Source organism: Nonomuraea sp. NPDC049625 (assembly GCF_040675285.1).
Classification (GTDB): domain Bacteria; phylum Actinomycetota; class Actinomycetes; order Streptosporangiales; family Streptosporangiaceae; genus Nonomuraea; species Nonomuraea angiospora_A.
The window spans coordinates 68,928-95,102 of record NZ_JBFAOQ010000005.1 but is presented as its reverse complement, the minus strand read 5'-3'; the positions used below and the strand labels follow the sequence as shown (position 1 = coordinate 95,102).

Annotated in this window: 16 protein-coding genes; 11 read left to right on the top strand and 5 right to left on the bottom strand. The window is 69.9% G+C overall.

All coding sequences use genetic code 11. The features are described 5' to 3' along the window. From AB0J87_RS22915 to AB0J87_RS22905, 3 genes are all read right to left on the bottom strand, one after another. On the bottom strand, nt 1–798 hold the full coding sequence (locus AB0J87_RS22915) for a carbohydrate ABC transporter permease (protein WP_363968038.1): 798 nt from the start codon (nt 796–798) through the stop codon (nt 1–3). Then, nucleotides 788–1,735 (bottom strand): sugar ABC transporter permease, encoded by a 948-nt coding sequence (locus AB0J87_RS22910; protein WP_355197007.1) that lies wholly within the window; start codon nt 1,733–1,735, stop codon nt 788–790. Before AB0J87_RS22910 ends, AB0J87_RS22915 begins: the two co-directional genes overlap by 11 nt. Nucleotides 1,736–1,933: 198 nt before the next feature. Next, nucleotides 1,934–3,283 carry a sugar ABC transporter substrate-binding protein gene (locus AB0J87_RS22905; RefSeq protein WP_363968036.1) on the bottom strand — a complete coding sequence of 450 codons (1,350 nt, stop codon included), beginning with the start codon at nt 3,281–3,283 and terminating at the stop codon, nt 1,934–1,936. A 905-nt stretch (nt 3,284–4,188) separates the two neighbouring features. Here AB0J87_RS22905 and AB0J87_RS22900 point away from each other — a divergent pair. Genes AB0J87_RS22900 through AB0J87_RS22875 form a run of 6 tightly spaced genes read left to right on the top strand, consistent with a single transcriptional unit; the run spans nt 4,189 to nt 13,041 of the window. Continuing rightward, entirely contained in the window at nt 4,189–5,604 is a 1,416-nt protein-coding gene (locus AB0J87_RS22900) for an L-fucose/L-arabinose isomerase family protein (protein WP_363968034.1), read from the top strand. Continuing rightward, nucleotides 5,594–8,065 carry a glycoside hydrolase family 172 protein gene (locus AB0J87_RS22895; RefSeq protein ID WP_363968032.1) on the top strand — a complete coding sequence of 824 codons (2,472 nt, stop codon included), beginning with the start codon at nt 5,594–5,596 and terminating at the stop codon, nt 8,063–8,065. Before AB0J87_RS22900 ends, AB0J87_RS22895 begins: the two co-directional genes overlap by 11 nt. Next, nucleotides 8,062–9,567 (top strand): sugar ABC transporter ATP-binding protein, encoded by a 1,506-nt coding sequence (locus tag AB0J87_RS22890; protein ID WP_363968030.1) that lies wholly within the window; start codon nt 8,062–8,064, stop codon nt 9,565–9,567. Before AB0J87_RS22895 ends, AB0J87_RS22890 begins: the two co-directional genes overlap by 4 nt. Next, complete coding sequence (locus AB0J87_RS22885) at nt 9,564–10,634, top strand: ABC transporter permease (RefSeq protein WP_363968028.1); 1,071 nt, start codon at nt 9,564–9,566, stop codon at nt 10,632–10,634. The genes AB0J87_RS22890 and AB0J87_RS22885 overlap by 4 nt, the downstream gene beginning before the upstream one ends. Next, nucleotides 10,631–11,602: a substrate-binding domain-containing protein gene (locus tag AB0J87_RS22880; RefSeq protein WP_363968026.1), complete on the top strand. Its 972-nt coding sequence runs from the start codon at nt 10,631–10,633 to the stop codon at nt 11,600–11,602. Before AB0J87_RS22885 ends, AB0J87_RS22880 begins: the two co-directional genes overlap by 4 nt. Further along, a complete protein-coding gene (locus AB0J87_RS22875) occupies nt 11,602–13,041 on the top strand; it encodes an FGGY-family carbohydrate kinase (RefSeq protein WP_363968024.1) in 1,440 nt (479 codons plus the stop codon). Before AB0J87_RS22880 ends, AB0J87_RS22875 begins: the two co-directional genes overlap by 1 nt. On the opposite strand, the gene AB0J87_RS22870 is transcribed toward AB0J87_RS22875, so the two are convergent. Then, a complete protein-coding gene (locus tag AB0J87_RS22870; RefSeq protein ID WP_363968022.1) occupies nt 13,038–14,015 on the bottom strand; it encodes a LacI family DNA-binding transcriptional regulator in 978 nt (325 codons plus the stop codon). The two genes, AB0J87_RS22875 and AB0J87_RS22870, sit on opposite strands and share 4 nt — an antisense overlap. Nucleotides 14,016–14,321: 306 nt before the next feature. On the opposite strand from AB0J87_RS22870, the gene AB0J87_RS22865 reads away from it, so the two are divergent. From AB0J87_RS22865 to AB0J87_RS22845, 5 genes are all read left to right on the top strand, one after another. After that, nucleotides 14,322–16,922, top strand: a complete 2,601-nt coding sequence (locus AB0J87_RS22865) for an FG-GAP-like repeat-containing protein (RefSeq protein ID WP_363968020.1) — start codon at nt 14,322–14,324, stop codon at nt 16,920–16,922. A gap of 76 nt (nt 16,923–16,998) precedes the next feature. After that, nucleotides 16,999–18,471, top strand: coding sequence for an FG-GAP-like repeat-containing protein (locus AB0J87_RS22860; RefSeq protein ID WP_363968018.1), 1,473 nt, complete (start codon nt 16,999–17,001; stop codon nt 18,469–18,471). A gap of 13 nt (nt 18,472–18,484) precedes the next feature. Then, nucleotides 18,485–19,957 carry a VCBS repeat-containing protein gene (locus AB0J87_RS22855; RefSeq protein ID WP_363968016.1) on the top strand — a complete coding sequence of 491 codons (1,473 nt, stop codon included), beginning with the start codon at nt 18,485–18,487 and terminating at the stop codon, nt 19,955–19,957. 14 nt (nt 19,958–19,971) lie between these two features. Further along, the gene (locus AB0J87_RS22850; RefSeq protein ID WP_363968014.1) at nt 19,972–22,005 is read left to right on the top strand and encodes an N-acetylmuramoyl-L-alanine amidase; all 2,034 of its coding nucleotides are present in this window, start codon (nt 19,972–19,974) and stop codon (nt 22,003–22,005) included. An 11-nt stretch (nt 22,006–22,016) separates the two neighbouring features. Beyond that, nucleotides 22,017–25,277 (top strand): DUF2961 domain-containing protein, encoded by a 3,261-nt coding sequence (locus AB0J87_RS22845; protein ID WP_363968012.1) that lies wholly within the window; start codon nt 22,017–22,019, stop codon nt 25,275–25,277. A gap of 6 nt (nt 25,278–25,283) precedes the next feature. On the opposite strand, the gene AB0J87_RS22840 is transcribed toward AB0J87_RS22845, so the two are convergent. Further along, nucleotides 25,284–26,141, bottom strand: coding sequence for a helix-turn-helix transcriptional regulator (locus tag AB0J87_RS22840; RefSeq protein WP_363968010.1), 858 nt, complete (start codon nt 26,139–26,141; stop codon nt 25,284–25,286). Between the last annotated feature and the right edge of the window lie 34 nt (nt 26,142–26,175).

Here is a 26,175-nt window from a genome sequence, read left to right as displayed (position 1 = left end):
TCACTTCAATCCGGAGGTCTTGATCGCCTCGACCAGGCGGCGCTGGCCGAGCACGAACGCGATCAAGGTGGGCACGGCCGCGATCACCGTCGCGGCCAGGACGTAGTTCCAGGCCGAGCCGTACTGGCCTTGGAGGGTGGCGATGCCGACCTGCACCATGCGCAGCTCGGGGTCGCGGGTGGCGGTCAAGGGCCAGAGGAACGCGTTCCAGTTGGCCAGGAAGAACAGCACGGCGAGCGAGGCGAGCACGGGCCGGCTGAGCGGCACGACCACCTGCCACCAGCGCCGGAAATATCCGCATCCGTCGAGATCTGCCGCCTCTTCGAGCTCGCGCGGGATCGTCAGGTAGTACTGCCGGAGCAGGAAGATCCCGAACGCGTGGAAGATCGCCGGCAGGATCAGCCCCGCGTACGTGTCGAGCAGCCCGAGCTGCCTGGCCACCAGGAACAGCGGGACGAGGATCACCGGCAGCGACACCAGCAGCGTGGAGACGATCATCGAGAAGATCACCTGCCGCCCGGGGAAGCGCAGCCGGGCGAGCGCGTAGGCGGCCATCGAGTGCAGCACGAGCGCGACCACCGTGACGGCCACGGAGACGACGAGGCTGTTGAGCATGTACCTGCCGAGGGGCACCTCGGTCAGCACGTAGAGCAGGTTGTCCAGGGTGAAGCGGCTGGGCAGCGCCACCTCGAACAGCTCGTCCGCCGGCTTCAGCACCGTCACCAGCAGCCAGACCAGCGGCGCCACCGTGACGGCCGCCAGCACGTACCCGACGAGGGCGCGCAGCCTAACCGACATCGAACCTGCCTCCCTTCGTGAGCCCGAACATCAGCCCCGTGGCCACGACCAGGAACCCGACCACGACCGTGGTCAGCGCCGCCGCGTAGCCGTAGTTGTTGAAGGTGAAGGCCTGCTGGTAGATGTAGAAGACCACGCTGGACGTGCTGTTGGCCGGACCGCCCTTGGTCAGCACGTAGACGAGGTCGAAGGCCTGCAGACCGGTCACCGCGCCGACGGTCGAGTTGACCAGCACGAAGAAGCTGGTCGGCCGGAGCAGCGGCCAGATGACGTGGCGGAAGCGCTGCCACGAGGTGGCCCCGTCGACGCGCGCCGCCTCCTCGTACTCCTTGGGGATGTCCTTGAGCCCGCCCAGCAGGATCAGCATCTGGTACCCCATGAGGAACCAGATGCTGATCACCACCAGCGACCCGAGCGCCAGCGCGGGGTTGCCCAGGAACGACACGTCGCCCAGGCCCACCGGCCGCAGCAGCGCGGGCACCGCGCCCTGCTTGTCGGCCAGCAGGAACTGCCACACCACGCCGACCACGACGAGGCTGATGACGTGCGGCAGGAAGAACATCGTGCGCACCAGGCCGACGCCGGGGAAGTGGTCGCGGACCAGCAGCGCGAGCCCGAGACTGACGACGAACCCGATGGGGACGAAGGTCACCATGTACGTCAGCGTGACCTTGACGCTCTGCCAGAGCTGCGCGTCCTCGGCCATCTGGCGGAAGTTGTCCAGGCCGACGTACGTGTAGCCGCCGAACCCGTCCACGCTGAACAGCGACACGCCGACGGCCAGCACCATGGGGAGGCCGACGAAGACGAGCAGGCCGAGCAGGTCGGGCGCGACGAACGCGTACGCGGCCAGGGCCTCTCTCCTGCGCCGGGTCCACCACACGCGGGGCACGGCCTCGCCGGCGACCGCCGTACCCGGGTCGACCAATGTGGCCACGACTACCGCCTTTCGCTCAGAGGGCCGGTCGCCGGGTGCCGCCGGCGCGGTTTCACTGGGGACACGCGGGCGCCTGCCCCCAACCGGACCGTTGCGACGCGACCCTCCGGCCGCGTCGCCGAGGCCCGGCTGGAACATGACCGCACGTCCATCGCCCGACCGGACGGCAGCGGCCGTGGGGTTGCGCCCGCGAAGGCGTCAGAGCATGGCCGCACCCTTGTAGCCCTTCAGGAAGGTGTCGATCTTGGCGGCGGCGTCCGCCGCAGCCTTGGCCGGGTCCACCCCGCCGAGCTGGGTGGCCTGGATGGCGTCCGAGACGGCCTTGTACACCTCGGGCGTGTAGCGGGGCTCGCCCCGGCCGCCCGGCACCACCTGCTCCAGGAACACCTTGAGCGCCGGCTTGTCGAACGCCCCCGCCGCCTTGGCCGCCTCCTGGACGGACTTGCGGGCCGGCAGGTTCGTCTTGACGACCGTGTTCCACTGCCGGCCGCGCTCGACGCCGGCCGCGTCGGTGGCGCCCAGCGCCCAGGCGATGAACTTGGCCGCCGCCTCCGGGTTCGCCCCCTTGGCGTTGGCGACGAACGCCCACCCGCCGATGTCGGTGGTGTAAGTCCCGCCTTCAGGAACGGGAAGCCGGAACACCCCGTATTTGAAGTCCTTCTTCTCCTGCTCCAGCTGCGACACCGACCAGATGCCGCTCTGCTGCATGGCGACGGACCCGCTTGCGAGGTTCGCCGGGGCGTTGCCCGCGCCGTCGCCCTGCGGCTTGCGCGGCGCGACCTTGTTGTTGACCGCGTCCTGCCAGAGCTTCAGCGCCTGGTGTACGCCGGGCGCGTTGAACCCGGCCCCGCCGTTCCCCGGCACGGCCGAGCCGCCGGCCATCCACATGAACGGGTACCAGGTGAAGTTCTGGTAGTAGCCGGGGATGGTCTCGAAGAGGATGCCGAACTGGTCCTTGGTGGTCAGCTTGGCGGCCACGTCCAGCAACTGGTCCCAGGTCTGGGGGAGGTCGCCCTCGGCCAGCTTCGCCTTCTCGAAGGCGTCGATGCTGTAGTACATGGCCAGCGGCTCTTGTTCCATCGGCAGGCCGTAGATCTTGCCGTCCACCTTGCGCGTGTCCAGCACGCCGCCGTCGAAGTCGGCGATCTGGTCGGGCTTGAGGTGCGGCGTGAGATCGGCCAGTACGCCGCCGTTGTGGTAGCGGAGGAAGTCGCCGGGGCTGAGCAGGAAGATGTCCGGCCCCTGACCGGCGGAGAACGCGGTCTGCAGCGCCGTGCCGGCGAGGTACTCGGAGACGGGCAGGTAGTGGAGCTTGACCTTGACCTCGTTGTTGGCGTTCCACGCCGCCACCAGGTCGGTGAACCACTTGCTCTGCGCGTCGGCCTGCGGGTTGGGGCCGTAGAAGTTCCAGAACGTCAGCTCTTTGGCGTTGCCGGTCTTCCCGCCGCCCCCGCACGCGGACAGCAGCGGTGCCGCCATCGCCGACCCTAAGACGACGGCGCCGCCACGCAGCAGAGATCGGCGGGTCACCCTCTCGAAAGCCGACATGTCGCATCCTCCTGATCTTGCAGAAAGCTCGGGGGGTGAGCAATCGATTTCCCAGAAAGGTAGGCGTCGGGGCGGCCAGCGTCAAGAAGTTCCTGCTACAGCTTCCCGAATCCGGGAATCGATATCTCCTCGAGACCTGCGCCCCCGCTCCGGGCGGCAACCGCCGCCACTATGACGCGTATCCACGCTGAGCAGCCGACCGCCGCGACCGAGCTCCGCCGTTTCGCCGGCCCCGGCTCCCAGCGAACCGACCGGGCCGGCGCCGGTCGCCAGCGGGTTGCCGTGGAGGGCGGCGGTCGCGGTGCTGAGCCGACGGGGGGTCACGCGCATGTCCGGTGAGGCGAGGGGCCGAGCTCCGCCGACTCGCCGCCCCGGCTCCTCGGCGGGGTGCCGGGGCAGCGCGGACGCGGTGAGGCGCGGCAAGCGCGGGAGGCGCAGGCTGCCGTTGGGGATGGCCGGCGTGTGGGAGGTGCCCGACGTGCGGGAGGCCGAGGCCGCCGCTGGGGGGTGGCCGGCGGGAGGCCCGGGGCCGCCGCTGGGGGGTGACCGGCGTGTGGGAGGTGCGGACCGGCGTCGGGAGGTGGCCCGTGTTGGGGGAGGCGCGGGACGGCGTCGGGAGGTGGCCCGTGTTGGGGGGAGGCGCGGGACGGCGTTGGGGGCGACCGGCGTGCTGATGGCCGAGCTCGGTGGTGGACGGGCGTGGGTGAACCGGCGTGGGTGAACCGGCGTGGTGGTGGTCGTCCGCGACGGTGAGGCGGTGGGGCCTCGGCGGCAGGGTTCGAGAAATCGGTTCACCGTTGTGATTCTGTGATGTGAAGCGGGATTGACGGGTCAAAAGGTCGGATCTAGGTTGAGGGAAATCGATTTCTGAGCAATCGATTTCTCGTATGCATGGAGGACAACCCGTGGCACGTATCGGAGTGCTGAGCATCTCGGACGGGCGGGACTTCGTCGCCCGCGATCTCGTTGAGCACATCACCCACGCCACCACCGCCCTCGCGGAGGCGTTGCGCAAGGAGGGCCACGAGGTCATCGTGGCGCCGGAGATCGTGTGGACCAACGAGCTGGCCACGTCGCAGGCGCGATGGCTGGCCGATCGCCGGCCCGATCTGACCATCTTCAACTACGCGGTCTGGGCCTTCCCGCATTTCACCATGCTGGCCGCCGAGGCCACCCCGGGGCCGCTGCTGCTCATGGCGAACATCGACCCCGCGCAGCCCGGCATGGTCGGCATGCTCGCCGGCGGCGGTGGCCTGGACCAGATCGGCCGGGTGCACGCCCGCGCCTGGGGAGACATCGACGACCCCGCCGTCAGGGAGCGCGTGCTGACCGAGGTGCGGGCCGCCCAGGCGGTCCGGGGCCTGCGCGGCTCGACGTTCGGCCGGATCGGCGGCCGGCCGATGGGCATGTACACCGCCGTCGCCAACACCGACCAGTGGATGCGTACGTTCGGCGTCGACGTCGAGGAGATCGACCAGTGGGAGATCGTCCGGCGGAGTGAGAACGCCTCCCAGGCGCGGGTCACCCAGGCCCGCCAGTGGCTCGAGGCCAAGGGGAACGTGCACTACGACGGCAAGCAGCTCACGCCGGACCTGCTCGAACGCCAGATCCGCACGTACTACGCGATGCGCGAGCTCATCGACGAGTGGAACCTGGACTTCTCCGGCATCAAGGGCCAGCCCGAGCTGACCACCCACTTCTGCACGATGGACCTCGCCGAGGCCTTCCTCAACGACCCGTACGACTGGGAGGGCCCGAAGGACACCCACGTCTGCGCCACCGAGGCCGACATGGACGGCGCGCTGACGATGCAGATCCTGAAGCTGCTGAGCGGCGACCCGGTGCTCTTCGCCGACGTCCGCCACTACCACGCGGACAAGGACGTCTGGGACCTGTGCAACTCCGGCCAGCACGCCACCTGGTACGCGGCCAGGTCCGACGACCCCGAGGAGAACCTTGCCAGGACGCACTTCTACCCCGAGGTGTTCTTCTTCCCGGCAGGTGGCGCGAGCGTGCACCATCTCGCCGCGCCCGGCGCCGCCACGTTCGCCCGCCTCACCCGCAGGGACGGCCAGTACCGCATGCACGTGATGCGCGGCGATTTCGAGCTGTACGACGACGCCACCAACGAGGCGATGGCCCGGCAGTCCACGTTCGAGTGGCCGCACGCGTTCACCAGGCTGCACGTGCCGGCCACCGAGTTCCTCGGGCGGTTCGGCTCCAACCACATCCACGCGGTCCCCGGCGACTACATCGCCGAGCTGGAAGCGGTCTGCAAGCAGCTGGGCGTCGAGTTCGAGGGGTTCGGCGATGCGGCTTAGTCCTCTCCTCCTCGCGGCCGCGCTCGTCCTGGGCGGGTTGAGCGCACCGGCGCAGGCGAGCGCCAAGGGCCCCAGCGCACCGGCGCAGGCGAGCGCCAAGGGCCCCAGCGCACCGGCGCAGGCGCAGGCGAGCGCCAAGGGACCCGTCGGGTGGGACGTCTACCGCAGGCTCGACCGGCTGCCCGAGCTGCCCGTCGGCGTGCAGACCAAGCAGTTCTCCAGCTTCGACCGCACCGGCGACAACAACGACGGGTTCGAGGGCACGTACTCGTGCCTGAGCAGCACCGACGACGGGGGCTGCGTGATCGCCGAGCACACCGGCGCCGGCGAGGTGCAGGCCATCTGGTTCACCAGGGACGGCGGCGACGTCAGCAGGACCGGCAGGATCACGGTCGAGCTCGACGGCAGGAAGGTGGTGGACGCGAGCCTCCAGGACCTGGTGGACGGCAAGCTCGGCGCCCCCTTCGCCTACCCCCTCGTGGGCAACGCCGACCAGAGCTCCGGCGGCGTCTACGTCGAGGTGCCGATGCCGTTCACCCGCTCGATGCGCATCACCACCGAGCACAACCCGCTCTTCCACCACGTCAGCTACCGCACGTTCGCCGACGCCGAGGGCGTGAGCACGTTCGACCCGGCCGACAAGGCGCAGGACGTCATCGACCGGCTCAAGGCGGGCGGCGATCCCAAGCCCGCCGTCCCGGGCGCGCGCTCCCAGGACGCCGCGATCCGCCTCGCGCCCGGCCAGTCGGTACGGGTCGCGCGCACCCAGGGCGCCGGCCTGCTGTCGGCGATCAAGCTGACGCTGCCCCAGGCCGAGCAGGTGCTGCCTGAGACCGAGGCCGACGAGGGCCGGGCGTTCGGCCGGAACGGCTCCAGCGAGTTCACGGTGAAGATCGACCCCGCCAACGACGGCGTGCGGCTGACCAGGCGCATCGACCCCGCCATCGGCCGGCAGGTCGCCAAGGTCCTGGTGGACGGCCAGCAGGTGGCCCAGTGGCCGCCGAGCAAGCTCGGCGCCGCCGGGATGTGGGCCGAGGAGGTCGTGGACCTGCCGGCCAGTGCCACCAAGGGCAAGTCGCAGATCACTGTCAAGAACGTGTTCGCCTCGTCGGACCTCGACTACAACGAGTTCACGTACTGGGTGGACAGCGCCGGCAAGCGTACCGACACCGTGGACGTGGGCGACGCGGCCGACGAGGCCGCGCACCACTACACGATCGTCGCGCAGACGTGGCAGGGCGAGCGGACCTTCGCCTTCCCGATGGACCAGCCCCAGCTGGCGAAGATCAGGACGGCGCAGGAGATCCTGCAGGGGCTGCGGCTACGGATCACGTTCGACGGCCGGCGCACGGTCGACTCGCCGGCCGGCGAGTTCTTCGGCAGCGGGCACGCGATGCTGCCCGTCAAGTCGCTCATGTACGCGGTCGACGCCGCGACCAGCACGCTCAGCGCGTGGTGGCCGATGCCGTACCGGACGGGCGCGACGGTCGAGCTGTTCAACGACTCCGGCCGCACGATCGAGGGCCAGGCGACGGTCACGTCAACCAACCGCCCCGTATCAGGAAATGTCGGTTATTTCAGGACGCAGTCCCGCGCCGGCGGCACCACCCCCGGCACGAGCTGGCCCTTCCTTCGGGTCTCCGGCGCGCAGGGCAAGTTCGTCGGGATCAGCCACACCATGCGCGGCCCGACCAACCGCAACTACCTGGAAGGCGACGAGCGCGTCTATGTGGACGGCTCGCGCACCCCGCAGATCCACGGCACCGGCACCGAGGACTTCTACCAGGCGGGCTGGTACTTCAACCGCGAGACCTTCAGCACCCCGTTCCACGGCAACACCGCCCACCTGGCCCCGGCGACCGGCTGCCCGGCGGAGAACGACTGCACCGGCGCGTACCGGCTGATGATCGGCGACGCCGTGCCGTTCGCGGGCTCGCTGACGTTCGACATCGAGCACGGCTGGACGAACGACGTCGAAGGCGTCTACTCCTCCACCGCCTACTGGTACGGCTCCGACCGCAGCGCCACGGCGCAGACGGACTCGCTGACGGTCGGCGACCCGGCGAGCGAGCGGCAGCACGGCTACACCGGACAGGGTGAGGTCACCACGCTGGAGTCCGCGTTCGAGGGCGACTTCAGGAACCCCGTCACGCTCAAGGCCACCCAGCGGGTCACGCAGGCCCCGGTCACGTTCAGGCTCACGATCGACCGGAACAACCAGGGCGTCGAGCTGCGCCGTACGAGTGACCAGAGCGTCGCCGGGCAGCACGCCGAGGTCACCGTCAACGGGCGGCGGCTGGCCGACTGGGTGCAGCCGCTGGGCAACCGGACCCGCAGGTGGCTGGAGGACGTCTACCAGATCCCGGCGGGCGTCACCCGCGGGCAGCGGGAGATCACCGTCCAGCTGGCCCCGAAGACCCCCTGGTCGGCGGCCTCCTACACGGCGTGGAGCCTCCGGTGACCACCGTCCTGGCGATGCGGGCCATCGGCAAGTCCTTCCCCGGCGTGCGGGCCCTCGACGGGGTGTCGCTCACCGTGGCGGAGGGCGAGGTGGTGGCCCTGCTCGGGGAGAACGGCGCCGGCAAGTCCACGCTGATGAACATCCTGGCCGGGGTGTTCAAGGACTACGAGGGCGAGATCGAGATCGGCGGCGAGGTGGCGCACATCCACTCGCCCAAGGACGCGCGGCGGCACGGGATCGCCATGATCCACCAGGAGCTCAACCTGGTGCCCGAGCTGTCCGTCGCGGACAACATCTTTCTCGGCCAGGAACGCGCGCTCCTCGACCGCAGGGCCACCGAGGCGCGCACCGCCGAGCTGCTGCGCGGCCTCGGGCTCGACCTGTCGCCGCGCACGCTCGTCAAACAGTGCAAGATCGCCGAACGCCAGCTCATCGAGGTGGCCAAGGCCCTGTCGCAGAACGTCCGCGTCCTGGTCATGGACGAGCCCACCTCGGCCCTGGCCGACGCGGAGGTGCAGCGGCTGTACGAGGTCATCCGCGACCTGACCGGACGCGGCGTGGCCGTCATCTACATCTCGCACCGGCTGGAGGAGCTGGAGGAGATCGCCGACCGGGTCGTCGTGCTGCGCGACGGCCAGTACATCGGCGAGCGCACCGGCATCAACCGGGACGAGCTCATCCAGATGATGGTCGGCCGCCCCCTGGGCGAGATGTTCCCGCGCGCCGACGGCGCCACCGAAGGTGACGAGTTGCTGCGGGTCGAGGGGCTCCGCGTGCCGGGGGATCGGGACACCGGGCGTACGGCGCTGCGGGACATCTCGCTGACCGTGCGCACCGGGGAGATCGTCGGCGTGGCCGGGCTCATGGGCGCCGGGCGCAGCGAGCTGCTCGAATCGATCTTCGGCGTGCACCGGCCGTCGGAGGGATCGATCAGCCTGCACGGCGCGCCGTACCGTCCCAGGAGCCCCAAGCAGGCGATCGAGCGCGGTGTCGCGCTGGTCGCCGAGGACCGCAAGGCGCAGAGCCTCGTGCTGGGCAACAGCGTGGCCTTCAACGCGAGCCTGTCATCGCTCAGGCGCTACCTGCGGTTCTGGACCGTGGACCGGCGGCGCGAGGGCGCGGCCGTCGAGCAGCAGGTGCGCGCGCTGCGGGTCAAGACGCCCGGACTGCGCTTCACCGTCGGCAACCTCTCCGGCGGCAACCAGCAGAAGGTCGTGCTGGCCAAGTGGCTGCTCACGGCGCCCTCGCTGATCCTCATGGACGAGCCCACGCGCGGCATCGACGTGGGCGCCAAGGCGGAGATCCACGCGCTCATGTCGTCGCTGGCCGCCGAGGGCAAGGGCGTGCTCGTGGCCTCCTCCGAGCTGCCCGAGCTGCTCGCCATGTGCGACCGGATCCTCGTGCTCTGCGAGGGCCGCATCACCGCCGAGTTCCCGAGAGGCCAGGCGACGCAGGAGGCGATCCTCGAGGCCGCCATGGCAAGACAGCAGGTGACCATATGACAACCGTGAAGACCGCGCCACCCGATCCAGTGCCGCCCGTGAAGGCGCCGGGGGAGAGCCGGATGCGGCGCACGCTCTCCGCCCTCGGGGCCGCGCAGGCGTACATCGGCCTGGTGCTGATCCTCGCCGTGGGGATCGCCACCAAGGGCGAGATGTTCCTGAACGAGACCAACCTCACCAACGCCATCGGAGCCTTCGCCTCCCGCGGCATCCTGGCGGTCGGCGTCACGCTGGTGATCCTGACCGGCGGCATCGACCTGTCCGTGGGCTCGCTGCTGGGCATCGCGTCGATGACGGCCGCGATGATGCTCGCCAAGTTCTCGCTGGAGCCGTGGCAGATCGTGCCGATCTGCATGGTGGTGGGAGCCCTCTTCGGGTTCCTGAACGGCGCCGGCACGGCCTGGCTGCGCATCCAGTCGTTCGTCATGACCCTGGCCATGCTCTCGGTCGTACGCGGGCTCGACCGGCAGGTCAGCGACAACGTCAGCGTCGGCACCCAGATCGCCGGGGCCGACGGGAAGCTGACGCCGCAGGCTGAGGCGTTCCAGCTGTTCGGCACCCCCGGGCACAACCTCTTTGATCGCGTCTACTATCCGGTGCTGGCCTTCATCGTGGTCTGCGTCGTCTTCCACCTGATCCTGACGAAGACCCGGTTCGGCCGGCACGTGTACGCCGTCGGCGGCAACCCCACCGCGGCCCGGCTGTCCGGCGTCAACGTCACGGCGGTCACGATCGCGGTCTTCACCCTGTCCGGCATGCTCGCCGGCTTCGCCGGGCCGATCGACGCCGCCTACAGCGCCTCGGCCGACCCCCAGGCCGGGCAGTCGTTCGAGCTGGACGCCATCGCCGCCGCCGTCATCGGCGGGGCGTCGCTGGCGGGCGGCAAGGGCACCATCGCCGGCACGTTCGTGGGGGCGCTCATCCTGACGCTCCTGGACAACGTGCTCGGCCTCAACGCGGTCAGCGACAACTGGCAGCTCGTCATCAAGGGACTGATCGTCGTCGTGGCGGTCGTCCTGCAGCGTCCCGATCTCTTCAAGATCTTCCGAGGAGGGTCTCGATCATGAAGAAGCCCATCACCATCGCGCTGTGCGCGCTCCTGGCCGCCGCGTGCGCGTCCAAGGCGCCCGCGCCGTCGGCGTCGTCAGGTGAGAAGGAGAAGTTCGTCGTCGGCTATTCGCAGTCGAACAACGCCGAGCCGTACCGGGCCCAGCTCAACCTGCAGTTGCAGCACTTTTTGAAGAAATATCCGGACATCGAGTTGCTGCCGATCGCCGACGCCAAGCAGTCGAGCGCCACGCAGGTCTCCCAGGTCCAGAACTTCATCACCCAGAAGGTCGACGCGCTCATCGTCTCGCCCACCGAGCCCGCGCCGCTGACGGCGGCCGTGCAGCAGGCGTGCGACGCCAAGATCCCCGTGATCGTCCTCGACCGCACCGTGAACACCGACTGCTACACCGCCTTCATCGGCGGCGACAACGTGCTCATCGGCAGGAAGGCGGGGGAGGAGGCGGTCAGGCTGCTGCCGGACGGCGGCAACATCGTCGAGCTGCGCGGCATCATGTCCAACCAGCCGCAGATCGACCGCGACAAGGGCTTCCGCGAGGCCGTCGCGGCCAACCCCAAGATCAAGATTATCGCCGACCGCGAGGGCAAGTGGGTGAAGGAACAGGCCACCCCGATCATGCAGCAGTGGCTCGCCCAGCACGAGCAGATCGACCTCGTGTACGGGCACAACGACCCGATGGCGCTGGGCGCGTACCTGGCGGCCCAGGCGGCGGGCAAGGCCGACAAGATCAAGTTCATCGGCATCGACGGCCTGGCCATCCCCGACGGCGGCATCCGCGCGGTCCAGCTCGGCCAGCTCTCGGCCACGTTCATCTACCCGACGGGCGCGCAGGAGGCGGCCGACACCGTCAACAAGATCCTGCACGGCCGGCAGGTCGAGAAGAAGCAGGTGCTCGGCACGACGCAGGTCACCAAGGACAACGCGGCCGAGCTCTACAAGCAGTTCGACCTGTCGGGGCAGAACTGATGTTCCTCGGAGTCGACATCGGCACCTCCAGCTCCAAGGGGGTGCTCGTGGCGCCCGACGGCACGGTCGTGGCGACGGCGGTCCGCGAACACCGCACCGCCTCGCCACGGCCGGGCTGGTTCGAGCACTCGGCGCAGGACGTCTGGTGGGCCGACTTCACCTCGATCGTGGCGGAGCTGGCCCGCCCGGACGTCGCCGCCGTCGGGCTGAGCGGGATCGGCCCGTGCGTGCTGCCCTGCGCGCAGGACGGCACGCCGCTGCGGCCCGCGATCCTGTACGGGGTGGACACCCGGGCCACCGCCGAGATCGCGGCGCAGACCTCCCGGTACGGCGCCTCCGCGATCCTGGAGCGGTGCGGGTCGCCGCTGACCTCCCAGGGGGTGGGGCCGAAGCTGGAATGGCTGCGCACCCACGAGCCCGAGGTGTGGGCGCGGACGCGGCGGATCTTCATGGCGCACTCGTGGCTGGCGTACCGGCTGACCGGCGCGTACGTGCTCGACCATCACGCGGCCAGCCAGTGCACGCCGCTGTACGACACCCGTGCCCACGAGTGGATCGACGACTGGGAGCTCTTCCCCGAGCTGGAGCTGCCCGCGCTGGCGTGGAGCGGCGACGTCGTCGGCACGGTCACGGAGGCGGCCGCCGCCACCACCGGGCTCCCGAAGGGGATCCCGGTGGTGGCCGGGACCATCGACGCGTGGGCCGAGGCGCTGAGCGTGGGGGCGACCTCGCCGGGCGACGTCATGCTCATGTACGGGACGACGATGTTCCTGGTCGAGGTGCTGGCCTCGCGGGCCGTCTCGCCGCGGTTGTGGGGGACCGTGGGGGTCTCGCCGGGGACGTACAACCTGGCGGCGGGGATGGCCACGTCGGGCGCCGTCACCGGATGGCTGCGCGACCTGACCGGCGCCTCGTTCGAGTCGCTCACGGCCGAGGCCGCGGCGGTGGGGCGCGGGGCGGAGGGGCTGCTGATGCTGCCGTACTTCGCGGGAGAACGCACGCCTCTCTTCGACCCGGACGCGCGCGGCACCCTCATCGGGCTGACGCTGCGGCACGGGCGCGGCCACCTGTACCGGGCCGCGCTGGAGGCGACCGCGTTCGGCGTGCTGCACAACCTGGAGGCCATGCGGGCCGCGGGCGGGTCGGCGAAGCGGCTGGTCGCGGTGGGCGGCGGCACCAAGGGCGGGCTGTGGACGCGGATCGTGTCCGACGTGCTCCAGCAGGAGCAGGTCCTGTCCACCCACACGGTGGGCGCCGCCTTCGGCGACGCCATGCTGGCGGCCCAGGCTTGCGGCGTCTCGTGCGCGGGCTGGAACCCGGTGGCGTCCGTCGTGGAGCCCGACCCGGCCGCCGCCGAGGACTACGCGCGGTTGTACGGGCTCTACCGGGACCTGTACGACTCCACCTCCCACATCGCCCACGAGCTCGCGACCCGTTAACGGGGGGTGGAGCTCTCGCGGGGATGGAGCTCGGCGGGCAGGACGATCGTGGCGGGCTTGGCGGCGGGGGTGGCGATGCGGTCGACCAGCAGGCGGGCGGCCATGCGGCCCAGCTCGTACGTCGGCTGCGTCACCGTCGACGGCGACGGGTGCACCAGGTCCGCCCACGGGATCTCGTCGAAGCCGACCAGGCCGACCTGCCCGGGCACGTCCACCCCGTGCTCGGTCAGGCAGCGCAGCGCGCCCACCGTCATGAGGTTGTTGGCCACGAAGACCGCGTCGGGAGGCTCGGGAGAGGACAGCAGTGCGGCCATGGCGTCGTAACCCCCCTGCTCGCGGAAGTCCGCGCGGACGATCACAGGGTCACCCGGCAGCGCCGTCGTGTAGCCGCGCAGGCGCAGGTCGGCGGTGCTCACACCCTCGGGCCCCGCGATGCACGCGATCCGCCGGTATCCGGCCGCGAGCAGGTGCTCGGTGGCCGTGCGCGCGCCTCCCTCGTTGTCGACCACCACCGTGTCCACGGCGCCCCTGGGCAGCTCGCGGTCGACGGCGACGACGGGCACGGGCGAGTCGATGAGCGTCTTGGCCGCCTTGACGCTGCCCGAGGAGGAGATGATGACGCCGGCCATCTGCTCGCTCAGCGCCGCCGCGACGTAGGTCTCCTCCTTGGCCGGGTCCTCGTCGCTGTTGCACAGCACGACCGAGTAACCCTCCTGCTGCGCGACGTCCTCGATGCCGCGCACCATGGAGGTGAAGAACGGGTTGCCGATGTCGGAGATGATCACGGCCCAGAGGGACGTACGGCTGCGCCGCAGGTTGCGCGCGACCGCGTTGGGGCGGTAGCCGAGCTCGCGGACCGCCGTGAGCACCCGGGCGACCATGGCGGGGTCGACGGTCTGGGCGCCGTTGAGCACGCGGGAAACGGTGGCGGCGGACACGCCTGCCTCCCGTGCGACATCGTAGATAGTGGGCATCGCACCAAGTTTCTACCATCGCGGAGCCCCGCGCCCCTCCTCGCCGCAGGTTGGGGTCGAGGTCCTGGTCCAGGAATCGCTTTCCGGTCATGATCATACTTCCACATTTCCTGAAATATTGAAATGTGGTGGTTTACCTGGGCAAATGCTCGACTGAAATCCTGACAAATCAGGGCTTGACGGCTGTCAGGCCGCGATTGTACGTTCATCCAGAAATCGATTGCTCAGATCTCTTCTCCCTTCACCCCCACCTCACGGCCTCCTGACTGCCATGCGCTCAGGAGTCCCGCACCGCCAGGAGAAGTCATGTTCTCGATCGTTCGACGATGTTTGGGCGCGGGCCTGGCCACGCTGCTCATGATGACCATCACCGCCGTCCCGGCGGCGACGGCCGCCGCCTCGCCGCCGCCCAGCCCGTTCTTCTCGACCGTGCAGATCGACTCCGGCGCGACGGTCGGCGCGCCCGCCGCGGGCGACAACCGCAACCACGGCGACCTGTGGCCGAACTGCTGGTCCGACGACGACAACGTCTACACCGCCTACGGTGACGGCATCGGGTTCGCGGGCACGTACAGCGACATCGGCGTGGCCCGCATCTCGGGCATGCCCGGCAACCTGACCGGCGCGCAGCTGCCGATCGGCGACAACGTCGGCCAGGTGTGGACGGCGAACCACACGCGCAAGCCCACCGGCATGGCCTGCGTGGGCGGCACGCTCTACCTGGCCGTGCAGGACCTGGCGTTCGACTTCGACGACGCCCCGGCGGCGACGATCGCGAAGTCGACCGACCACGGCAGGACGTGGACGTGGGACAGGTCGGGGCCGATGTTCGGCAACGGGGTGTTCACCACGATCATGTTCCTGGACTACGGCAAGGCGTACGGCAACGCCCCCGACGGCTACGTCTACGCCTACGGCCTCGACCACAACTGGCGCGACTCCTTCGCGAACCGGGTGCCCGACCCGGTGGACCTGTGGCTGGCCCGGGTGCCCAAGGACCAGGTGCAGAACCGGTCGGCCTGGGAGTTCGTCAGCGGCTTCGCCGCCTCCGGCGCGCCCACCTGGTCCGCGGACATCGGCCGGCGGGTCGCGGTCATGCACGACGACCGGCGCATCTACCAGGACGTCTACACCGCCAACCGGGCCAAGAACCTGACCGTGCTCAGCCAGGGCGGCGTGGTGTACAACAAGCCGCTCAACCGCTACCTCTACACGTCCTGGACGGAGTACACCTTCGAGTTCTACGAGTCGCCGACGCCGTGGGGCCCGTGGAAGCACTTCTCCGGCAAGGACTTCGGCGGCTACCCGTGGACCACGACCAAGCACGGCGGTTACGCCACCACGATCCCGTCCAAGTACATCAGCGCCGACGGCAAGTCGATGTGGCTGCAGTCGAACGTCTGCCCGTGCGGCGGCGGCTTCCCCGACGGGCAGCACTGGGCGTACACGTTCTCGCTGCGCAAGATGCGCCTGGAGCCGCACGTGGACACCACCCCGGCCAACACGCCCGACGGCGCCAGGAACCTGGCCCGCGAGCCGGGCACGACCGGCGTCGAGCGGGTGGCGCATTTCGGGAACGTCGGGTTCTACAACGACGGCAACAAGGCGCAGAGCGAGGACGACTGGAACGACGAGCGCAAGGGCGCGAGCTGGTGGGGCTACACCTGGCCGCGCGAATACCTGATGAACAAGGTCGCCTTCACCAGCGGGCAGCTCTTCGGCGACGGCGGCTGGTTCGCGAGCGATCTGCGGGTGCAGGTCCGCAGGAACCACGAATGGGTGAACGTCACCGGACTGCGCATCACGCCTGACTACCCGTACGACAACACGGCGGGCCCGAACCGCACGTACGAGCTGGGCTTCAACCCGGTGGACGGCGACGGCGTGCGCGTCATCGGCGCCCCGGGCGGCACCCGCACCTTCACCTCCGTCGCCGAACTGGAGGTGTACTACACGGGCACCAGCGGGACCATGTTCGGCGGCTCGCCGGCGGATTTCACCGGAGACGGCAAGGACGACATCGTGGCCTTCACCCACGGGGCGAGCGCGGACGTGTGGGCCGCCGCCTCGACCGGCACGGGCTTCGGGGCGTCCGCGAAGTGGCACGACTTCTTCGCCCCGAGCGGTGAGCTCCCCTACACCGGCGATTTCACCGGCGACGGGAAAGCCGACATCATCACCTTCACCCAAGGGACCACCGGCGACGTGTACGTGGCGCCGTCCACCGGCAACGGCTTCGGACCGGGCGTGAAATGGCACGACTTCTTCGCCCCGAGCGGTGAGGTCCCGGCGGTGGGCGATTTCGACGGCGACGGCAAGGACGACATCGCCACCTTCACCCGCGGCGCCGCCGCGGACGTCTACGTGGCCCTGTCCAGCGGGAACGGGTTCGGCGCCGGCCAGAAATGGCACGACTACTTCGGCCTGAACGGCGAGTTCCCGGCCGTCGGTGACGTCAACGGGGACGGCAAGGACGACCTGATCGTCTTCACCCAGGGCTCCACGGCGGACGTGTACGTGGCCATGTCCACCGGCCACGGCTTCGGCCCAGCGACCAAGGTGGCCGACAGCTTCGCGCCCGGCGCGGACCAGCCCCGCGTGGGCGACTTCGACGGCGACGGCAAGGACGACATCGCCTCCTTCACCAACAACCCCGCCGCCGACGTCTCGGTGGCCCTGTCGGACGGCGCCGGATTCAGGGCCGCCACGAAATGGCACGACGACTTCGCCCCGGCGGGCGAGTTCCCGTACGTCGGCGACTACGACGGCGACGGGAAGGACGACATCGTCTCCTTCACCCACACGCCGTCCGCCGACGTGCGCGTGAGCCTGTCGACCGGCACCTCCTTCGCCGGCGGCGGCAAGTGGCACGACTTCTTCGGCCTGCCCGGCGAGACCACTCTCTGACCCGGTAATCCTCCGCGCGGCACGGCAACCCTCGCGCCGCGCGGCCGCGTCACGCCTCCAGACAGGAGAGAACCCCGTGAGAAGCAGGATCCTGTTATCGGTGACGGCCTTGTCGGCCGGCGTCTTCCTCGTCCCGCCCGCCCCGGCCGCCGCGGCCGGGCTCCGCCCCGACTTCCGCGCCCCGTGGCCGTGCGGACAGGTGCGGGACTACTACCACCACCCCACCGAGGTCGCCAACGCCATCGACTTCAACATCGCCGGCTCCGGCGACCTCGGCACCCCCGCTCTGGCCTCGGCGCCCGGCACGGTGATCGAGACGGTCACCGGCCACCCCGGCTACGGCAACTACGTCCGCGTGGACCACGGCGGCGGCTGGACGAGCCTCGTCGCGCACCTGGACCGGATCACGGCCGCCAGGGGCCAGTGGGTCGACTACGGCGCCGAACTCGGCAAGGTCGGCAGCACCGGCAACTCCACCGGCCCGCACCTGCACTACGAGCAGGAGGCCGACGGCGGTAACCAGCCGATCGTCATCGACGGTGTGGCTCTCCGCTACAGCGAAGCCGCCGCCAAGCACACCAGTGGCAACTGCGGTGGCGGCGGCCCGCTCCTGGGCGGCTCTCCGGCGGACTTCGACGGTGACGGCAAGGACGACATCGTCACCTTCACGCACGGCGCGAACGCCGACGTCTACGTGGCGAAGTCGACCGGCACCGCCTTCGACGGCACGTCGGTGAAATGGCACGACTACTTCGCGTTGAGCGGCGAGGTCCCGCTGACCGGCGACTTCACCGGCGACGGCAAGGACGACGTCGTCACGTTCACCCAGGGATCCAACGCCGACGTCTACGTGGCGCCGTCCTCCGGTACGGGCTTCGGTACTGCCGCGAAGTGGCACGACTTTTTCGCGCCGAGCGGGGAGATTCCCGCGGTCGGCGACTTCGACGGTGACGGCAAGGACGACATCGTCACCTTCACCCGTGGCACGGCCAACGACGTGTACGTGGCGCTGTCGACCGGCACCGGTTTCGGCACGGGCGTGAAATGGCACGACTGGTTCGCGCTCAACGGTGAGTTCCCGGCCGTCGGCGATGTCAACGGCGACGGCAAGGACGACCTGATCGTCTTCACCCAGGGTTCGACGAATGACGTGTACGTGGCGACGTCCACCGGGACGGGTTTCAACGCCGCGGTGAAGGCGCACGACAATTTCGCGCTCGCCGGTGAGCAGCCCCGGATCGCGGATGTGAACGGTGACGGCAAGGATGACATCGTCACGTTCACCAACAACGGGCTCGGTGACGTGTGGGTCGCCGTTTCCGACGGCCGGGGCTTCGGTCCGGGCGTGAAGTGGAACGACTGGTTCGCGCCGAACGGCGAATTCCCTTACACCGGTGATTTCGACGGCGATGGCAAGGACGACATCGTCACCTTCACCAAGGGCGCCACGAACGACGTGTTCGTGGGGTTGTCGAACGGCACTTCCGCCTTCGGCACCGGCATCAAATGGCATGACTTCTTCGGCCTCGACGGCGAAACCACCCTCTGATCCAGGAGACATCATGCGCAAGTCCCGAATCGGCCGCGCGTTATCCGTCACCGCGGGCGCGCTGGCGATCGCCGCCGCCTCGGCCATGCCCGCCCAGGCGGCCCCCGACCCCGGCAAGCACCGCTCCAACGCCGAACTCCTCCTCGCCTGCCCGTCCGTCCCCGCCGTCCACGACCAGTGGGTGACGACCGCCGTCTACCGGGTCGGCCGCAGCCTCAACGCCAACGACAAGGTGATGCTCGCGGCGTTCGAGACCGGCTGGGTCGAGTCCCACATGAACAACCTCAACTGCGGCGACAAGGACTCCCTCGGCGTCTTCCAGCAGCGCCCGAGCCAGGGCTGGGGGACTCCTGAGCAGATCCTCGACGTCAGCTTCGCCGCCAACTCGTTCTTCACCCGGGCCATCAGGAACGACGCGGCCAACCCCGGCTACACCCCGGGGCAGCTCGCCCAGAGCGTCCAGCGCTCCGCCTTCCCCGACCGCTACGACCAGTCCGAGGCCAAGGCCCGCTCGCTCCTGAACGAGGCCGCCTGGATGCACGGCATGCAGGCGGGCTCGCCGGCCGACTTCGACGGCGACGGGAAGGACGACATCATCACCTTCGCCAAGAACGCCTCGGCCGACGTGTACGTGTCCACCTCGAGCGGCACCGCTTTCAACGGCACGTCGGTGAAGTGGCACGACTTCTTCGGGCTGGGCGGCGAGACCACCTACACCGGCGACTTCACCGGTGACGGCAAGGACGACGTCGTCACGTTCACGCACGGCTCCAGCGGCGACGTGTACGTGGCGCCGTCCACCGGCACGGGCTTCGGTCCCGCCGCGAAATGGCATGACTTCTTCGCGCCCGGCGGCGAGATCGCGGCGGTCGGCGACTTCGACGGCGACGGGAAGGACGACATCGCGACCTTCGCCCGCGGGACGACCCAGGACGTCTTCGTGGCCCTGTCCAGCGGGAACGGGTTCGGCGCGGGCCAGAAATGGCATGACTTCTTCGGCCTGAACGGCGAGTTCCCGGCGGTGGGTGATGTCAACGGTGACGGCAAGGACGACATCATCGTCTTCACTCAGGGTTCGACGGATGACGTGTATGTGGCGACGTCCACCGGGACGGGTTTCAACGCCGCGGTGAAGATGCACGACAATTTCGCGCTCGCCGGTGAGCAGCCCCGGATCGCGGATGTGAACGGTGACGGCAAGGACGACATCGTCACGTTCACCAACAACGGGCTCGGTGATGTGTGGGTCGCGATTTCGGATGGGCAGGGCTTCGGTCCGGGCGTGAAGTGGAACGACTGGTTCGCTCCGAACGGCGAGTTCCCCTACACCGGTGATTTCGACGGCGATGGCAAGGACGACATCGTCACCTTCACCAAGGGTTCCACGAACGACGTCTTCGTCGGCCTGTCGAACGGCACTTCGGCCTTCGGCGCCGGGGTCAAGTGGCACGACTTCTTCGGCCTGAACGGCGAAACCACCCTCTAGAAGGAGCCGGAACAATGCAGTGGAAGCATGTGCGTAAGGCCGCCTTATGCGCGGCCGTCGGCGGGCTGCTGCTCACCGCCAGGCCCGCCGTCGCCGCCCAGCCGGACGGGCTGGACAAGGCGTTCGCCGACGCGACAGCGGAATACCAGGTCCCCAAGGACCTGCTCGTGGCGGTCGGTTACGGTGAGACGCATCTCGACGGCCACAACGGCGCGCCCAGCAGCGACAACGGCTACGGCGTCATGCACCTGGTGAGCAATCCGCAGCACAAGACCCTCGAACAGGCCGCCAAGCTCACCGGCGAGCCCGAGGCCGACCTGAAGAGCGACGCCGCGGCCAACATCCGCGGCGGCGCGGCGGTCCTGCGTGCCCTCGCCGACCAGGCGGGGCTCGACGCGTCGAAGCGCAAGGACGTCAACGCCTGGTACCCGGTCGTCGCACGCTACGGCGGCGCCGCCGATGACCAGGTGGCCCGCCTGTACGCCGACACCGTCTACGGCCTGCTCACCCAGGGCATCAAGGCCGAGGTCGTCGTCCAGCCGCGCAAGGTGAGGCCGGAGCGCGGCACGTACGAGAAGGTCAAGCCCCTGGCGGCCACCACCGGTGAACCCCAGGCCGGCCTCCTGAGCACCGACTACCCGCCGGCGCACTGGGTCCCCGCCAACGGCAACAACTACTCGCCCGGCCGCTCCAGCCCCATCCGCAAGATCGTCATCCACGTCACCCAGGGCTCGTACGCCGGCACGATCAGCTGGTTCCAGAACCCGTCCGCGCAGGTCAGCGCCCACTACGTGATCCGCTCGTCCGACGGTGACGTCACGCAGATGGTCCGCGACACCGACACCGCCTACCACGCACGGTCCTCGAACGCCGAGGCCCTGGGCATCGAGCACGAGGGCTTCGTGGACAACCCGTCGTGGTTCACCGACGCCATGTACCGCTCCTCGGCCGCCCTGACCCGCTACCTGGCCGACAAGTGGGGCATCCCGCGCACCCGCGCGAACATCGTCGGCCACAACGAGCTCCCCGGCAACGACCACACGGACCCCGGCCCGCACTGGAACTGGGACTACTACATGTCCCTCGTGAACGGTGGCGGCGGCTCGCTCCTGGGCGGCTCTCCGGCGGACTTCGACGGTGACGGCAAGGACGACATCGTCACCTTCACGCACGGCGCGAACGCCGACGTCTACGTGGCGAAGTCGACCGGCACCGCCTTCGACGGCACGTCGGTCAAGTGGCACGACTACTTCGCGTTGAGCGGCGAGGTCCCGCTGACCGGCGACTTCACCGGCGACGGCAAGGACGACATCGTCACCTTCACCCAGGGGGCGAACGCCGACGTCTACGTGGCGCCGTCCACCGGGAACAGCTTCGGGGCGGCGACCAAGTGGCACGACTTCTTCGCGCCGAGCGGTGAAGTGCCGGCGGTCGGCGATTTCGACGGTGACGGCAAGGACGACATCGTCACGTTCACCCGTGGCACGGCCAACGACGTGTACGTGGCCTTGTCCAACGACCATGGATTCGGTGCCGGCGTCAAATGGCATGACTGGTTCGCCTTGAACGGCGAATTCCCGGCGGTGGGTGATGTCAACGGTGACGGCAAGGACGACATCATCGTCTTCACTCAGGGTTCGACGAATGACGTGTACGTGGCGACGTCCACCGGGACGGGTTTCAACGCCGCGGTGAAGATGCACGACAATTTCGCGCTCGCCGGTGAGCAACCTCGGATCGCGGATGTGAACGGTGACGGTAAGGACGACATCGTCACGTTCACCAACAACAACCTCGGTGATGTGTGGGTCGCGATTTCGGATGGTCAGGGTTTCGGTCCGGGCGTGAAGTGGAACGACTGGTTCGCTCCGAACGGCGAGTTCCCGTACACCGGTGATTTCGACGGCGATGGCAAGGACGACATCGTCACCTTCACCAAGGGTTCCACGAACGATGTCTTCGTCGGCCTGTCGAACGGCACGTCGGCCTTCGGCGCCGGGGTCAAGTGGCACGACTTCTTCGGCCTCAACGGCGAGACCACGCTGTGAAAGGCACGCGGATGATGCGAAAGCTGCTCGCCGCGCTGGCGACGAGCCTGCTTCTCGTGGCCGCCCCCGTCGCCGTGACAGCGCAGCCCGCTGTCGCGGCGGCGGGGGCCGACAAAGGGCCGATCGGCTGGGACGTCTTCCGGCGCCTCGACCGGCTCCCGTACCTGAGCCCCGGTACCCAGACCCGGCAGTTCTCCAGCTTCGACCGGGCCGGCGCCAACTTCCAGGACGGGTTCGGCGGCGTGTACTCCTGCCTGCGCACCTCGGGAAGCCAGTGCGTGATCGCCGAGGACACGGGCGCCGGCGAGATCTCCTCGATCTGGTTCACCAGGGACGGCGGCGACGTGTCGGCCACCGGCACGATCACCATCGAGCTCGACGGCGCCGTGGTCGTCAGCGCGCCGCTGCAGAGCCTGGTCAACGGGCAGGTCGGCGGGCCGTTCGTCTTCCCGCTGGTGGCCAACGCCGACCAGAGCTCGGGCGGCGTCTACATCAAGGTGCCGATGCCGTACCGCCAGTCCATGCGGGTGTACACGCAGCACAACCCGCTCTTCTACCACGTCACCTACCGCCACTTCCCAGACGCGGAAGGGGTGCGGCGGTTCGACCCCGCAGAGAACGCCTCCGACGTCGTCAACCTGCTGAAGGCGTCCGGCACCCGCGACCCCAAGCCGGCCCGGCCCGGCGCGCAAACCGTCACCCAGAAGGCGAGCCTGACGGCGGGGCAGCAGCGCGAGTTCGCCCGGGTGACCGGCTCCGGCGCGATCTCCGCGCTGCGGGTGCGGGTCCCGGACGCGTCGGACACCGACGACACCCTGGCCGGGCTGCGGCTGCGGCTCGACTTCGACGGCCGGACCACCGCCGACTCTCCGGTCGGCGAGTTCTTCGGCGCCGGTCTGGGCGAGTACCCGGTCAAGTCGCTGCTGTTCGCCGTGGACACCGCGGGCGGCGGCTGGTACACGACGTGGTGGCCGATGCCGTACCGGTCCGAGGCCAGGGTGAGCCTGGTCAACGGTACCGGGCGCACGCTGGACGACCTGGAGGTGCAGGTCACCTCCGCTGCCGACGCCTCCTGGGCGGACGCGCTCGCGCCCGGCGGCCAGGCCGGCTACTTCACCACCGAGTCGCGGCGCGGCCCGGCCGTCCGTGACTCCGACTGGCTGTTCTCCGACCGCACGGGACGGGGCAAGTTCGTCGGCGTCTCGCACACCATGAACGGGCTCATCACCGAAGGTCTCACGCGGGAGTACCTGGAGGGCGACGAGCGCGCATACGTGGACGGCGCGCTGACGCCGCAGCTCCACGGCTCCGGGACCGAGGACTTCTACGAGTCCGGCTGGTACTTCAACCGCGGCGAGTTCAACGATCCGCTGGCCGGCAACCCGGCGCACGAGAAGGCCGGCGGCGGCTGCCCGTACGAATGCGACGCCGCGTACCGGCTCATGCTCTCCGACGGCGTGGAGTTCTCCTCCGCGCTCAGGTTCGGCATCGAGCACGGCCCGCAGAACGACAAGCCCGCCACGTACGGCTCCACCGCGTTCCTCTACACGCAGCCCACCTTCGGCACGCACCGCACGAGCGTCCTCGACGTCGGCGACGCGGCCGGCAGGGCCGCGCACGACTACCGGGAGAGCGGCGCCGCCACCCAGGCCACGCTCGCCTCGGTGTACGAGGGGGACGAGGACCACCAGACCGTGCGCGGGGTGACGCGGTCCACGTCGAGCCCCGTGTCGTTCCAACTCGGCGTGGACGCCGGCAACGCGGGCGTGCTGCTGCGGCGCACCTCCGACCAGGCTGCCGCCGGCCAGGCGGCCCGGGTCCTGGTGGACGGGGTGGACGTCGGCGAGTGGCGGCAGCCGCTCGGCAACGGCACCCAGCGCTGGCTGGCGGACACGTTCGCGCTGCCGGTGAGCGCGACCGCGGGCAAGTCCTCCATCAGGGTCGAGCTGCGGCCCACGGCCGGCGCGCCCCCGTGGACCGCGGCCCGGTACGCCGCTGACAGCCTCGTCCCCGCGCAGCACGCCGACGACCGGGCGCCCGCGGCGAGCGAGGGGCCGTCCCTGGTCGGCGGCGACAGGCACGCGCTGCACCTCACCTGGCGCGAGCCGGACGACGACCTCGGCATCCGCGAATACCGCGTGTACGGCTCCACCTCGCCGTCCGCGCAGAACACGCTGCTCGGCACCACCCGCGCGCCCGGCTTCACCCACGGCCCGCTGGCCGCCGGCGCGACCTGGTACTACCGGGTGGAGGCGGTGGACCTGTCAGGCCGCACGGCCGCCGCCGGGCCGGTCGTCTCCGGCCGCACCGGCACGCCCACCCGCACCGACCTCGACAAGGACGGGCGGGACGACGTGCTGACCTTCACCCGGGGGAGCACCGGCGACGTGTACGCCTCGCTCTCCGACGGGACGAGGTTCGTGCAGGACGGGTGGAAGTGGCATGACTCGTTCGCCGTCGGCCAGGAGATCGCCCTGACGGGTGACTTCGACGGCGACGGCCGCGACGACGCGGCGACGTTCACCCGGGGGAGCGCCGCCGACGTCTTCGTGTCGCTGTCGGACGGCACGAAACTCGTGCAGAACGGCTGGAAGTGGCACGACTACTTCGCCGCCGGCACGGAGATCCCCGCCGTGGGCGACTTCGACGGCGACGGCCGCGACGACATCGCGACCTTCACCCGGGGCGACTCGGGTGACGTCTGGGTGGCCCTGTCGACCGGGTCCGGGTTCGGGACGTCGCGCAAGTGGCACGACCGCTTCGTGATCGGCGACGAGCTCCCGGCCGTGGGCGACTTCGACGGCGACGGCCGGGACGACGTCGCGGCCTTCACCCGGGGCACGTCCGCCGACGTGTTCGTGGCGCTGTCCAGCGGCAGCGTCTTCCGGCACGACGGGTGGCGCTGGCACGGCAACTTCGCCGTCGGCTCCGAGACGCCCGCCGTCGGCGACTTCAACGGCGACGGGCGCGACGACATCGCGACCTTCACCGGCGGCGCGGCGGCCGACGTCTTCGTGTCGCTGTCCGACGGCGGGAGGTTCGTGGAGAACGCCTGGAAGTGGCACGACAACTTCGCGGGCGGCGACCAGGTCCCGGGCGTCGGCGACGTCAACGGCGACGGCAAGGCCGACGTGATCGCCTTCACGCGGGGCGACGCCGCGGACGTGTTCGTGGCCACCTCGGAGACCGGCCGTTTCCAGCCGACGCCGATCAAGTGGCACGACCACTTCGCCGCCGGCACGGAGTGGCCGCAACCGAGCCAGATCCGCTGACCTGCCTCACGGCACCCGAGCCCGCTCCCGTCCCTCCGGGAGCGGGCTCATCGAGCTGCTTTCGGTGAGTGCTCGCAGGCGCTGCAGCCCACGGTGTGATGGCGAGCCCGGGGCGGCGGTGTAGAGGACGATGCGATGTTCCCCGCCGGGCAGGGGCAGGACGTCGCAATCGAGCTCCATCACGCCCACCACCGGGTGCATGGCTCGCTTCGTCACGGTCCGCTGCACTTCGATGTCCTGCGCCGCCCACAGCTCGGCGAACAGCGGGCTGGCCGCCGTCAGCTCGTCCACGATCTCCCGTACGTCTGGATCGTCCGGGTAGCGGCCGCTGGCCCGCAGATCGGCGACGGCCTGGCGGGCATGGTCGGCGTGATCGCTCAGCAGGGCGGGAGCGCCGCCGAACAGCCAGCGCAGCGTGTTGCGCCGGCGGGGCGGTCTGGCCGCCGGGTCGCCGATGAGCGCGACCAGCATCCGGTTCCAGGCGAGCAGGTCCCAGCAGACGTTGACGATCACGGCGGGGAACTCCTCGAAGCGATCCAGCAGGCGCCGCGCGTACTCGGGAACCTCCGGCGCGGAGCCGGTCCGGACCGGGGCCTGGCCGCCCATCCGCAGCAGGTAGTCGTGCTCGTCGCCGGTCAGCCGCAGCGTGCGGCTCAGCGCGGCGAGCACCTGCGCGGACGGCTGCGGCCCGCGGCCCTGCTCCAGCCGGATGTAGTAGTCGACCGAGATCCCGGCCAGCAGCGCGACCTCCTCGCGGCGCAGGCCCGGCGTCTGGCGCCGGCGGCCGGGCGCCAGCCCCGCCTCTTCCGGCCTGACCCGCTCGCGCCTGCTCCGCAGAAAACTGCCCAGCTCGTCCTTGTTCATCGTCTTCCATCATGGCCTGGTATCACGAGTCCCA

Excerpts from the sequence above, each read along its gene's own strand:
- AB0J87_RS22915 (WP_363968038.1), bottom strand. The coding sequence starts at position 798 with ATGTCGGTTAGGCTGCGCGCCCTCGTCGGGTACGTGCTGGCGGCCGTC.
- AB0J87_RS22905 (WP_363968036.1), bottom strand. The coding sequence starts at position 3,283 with ATGTCGGCTTTCGAGAGGGTGACCCGCCGATCTCTGCTGCGTGGCGGC.
- AB0J87_RS22895 (WP_363968032.1), top strand. The coding sequence starts at position 5,594 with ATGCGGCTTAGTCCTCTCCTCCTCGCGGCCGCGCTCGTCCTGGGCGGG.
- AB0J87_RS22885 (WP_363968028.1), top strand. The coding sequence starts at position 9,564 with ATGACAACCGTGAAGACCGCGCCACCCGATCCAGTGCCGCCCGTGAAG.
- AB0J87_RS22880 (WP_363968026.1), top strand. The coding sequence starts at position 10,631 with ATGAAGAAGCCCATCACCATCGCGCTGTGCGCGCTCCTGGCCGCCGCG.
- AB0J87_RS22875 (WP_363968024.1), top strand. The coding sequence starts at position 11,602 with ATGTTCCTCGGAGTCGACATCGGCACCTCCAGCTCCAAGGGGGTGCTC.
- AB0J87_RS22870 (WP_363968022.1), bottom strand. The coding sequence starts at position 14,015 with ATGCCCACTATCTACGATGTCGCACGGGAGGCAGGCGTGTCCGCCGCC.
- AB0J87_RS22865 (WP_363968020.1), top strand. The coding sequence starts at position 14,322 with ATGTTCTCGATCGTTCGACGATGTTTGGGCGCGGGCCTGGCCACGCTG.
- AB0J87_RS22855 (WP_363968016.1), top strand. The coding sequence starts at position 18,485 with ATGCGCAAGTCCCGAATCGGCCGCGCGTTATCCGTCACCGCGGGCGCG.
- AB0J87_RS22850 (WP_363968014.1), top strand. The coding sequence starts at position 19,972 with ATGCAGTGGAAGCATGTGCGTAAGGCCGCCTTATGCGCGGCCGTCGGC.
- AB0J87_RS22845 (WP_363968012.1), top strand. The coding sequence starts at position 22,017 with ATGATGCGAAAGCTGCTCGCCGCGCTGGCGACGAGCCTGCTTCTCGTG.
- AB0J87_RS22840 (WP_363968010.1), bottom strand. The coding sequence starts at position 26,141 with ATGAACAAGGACGAGCTGGGCAGTTTTCTGCGGAGCAGGCGCGAGCGG.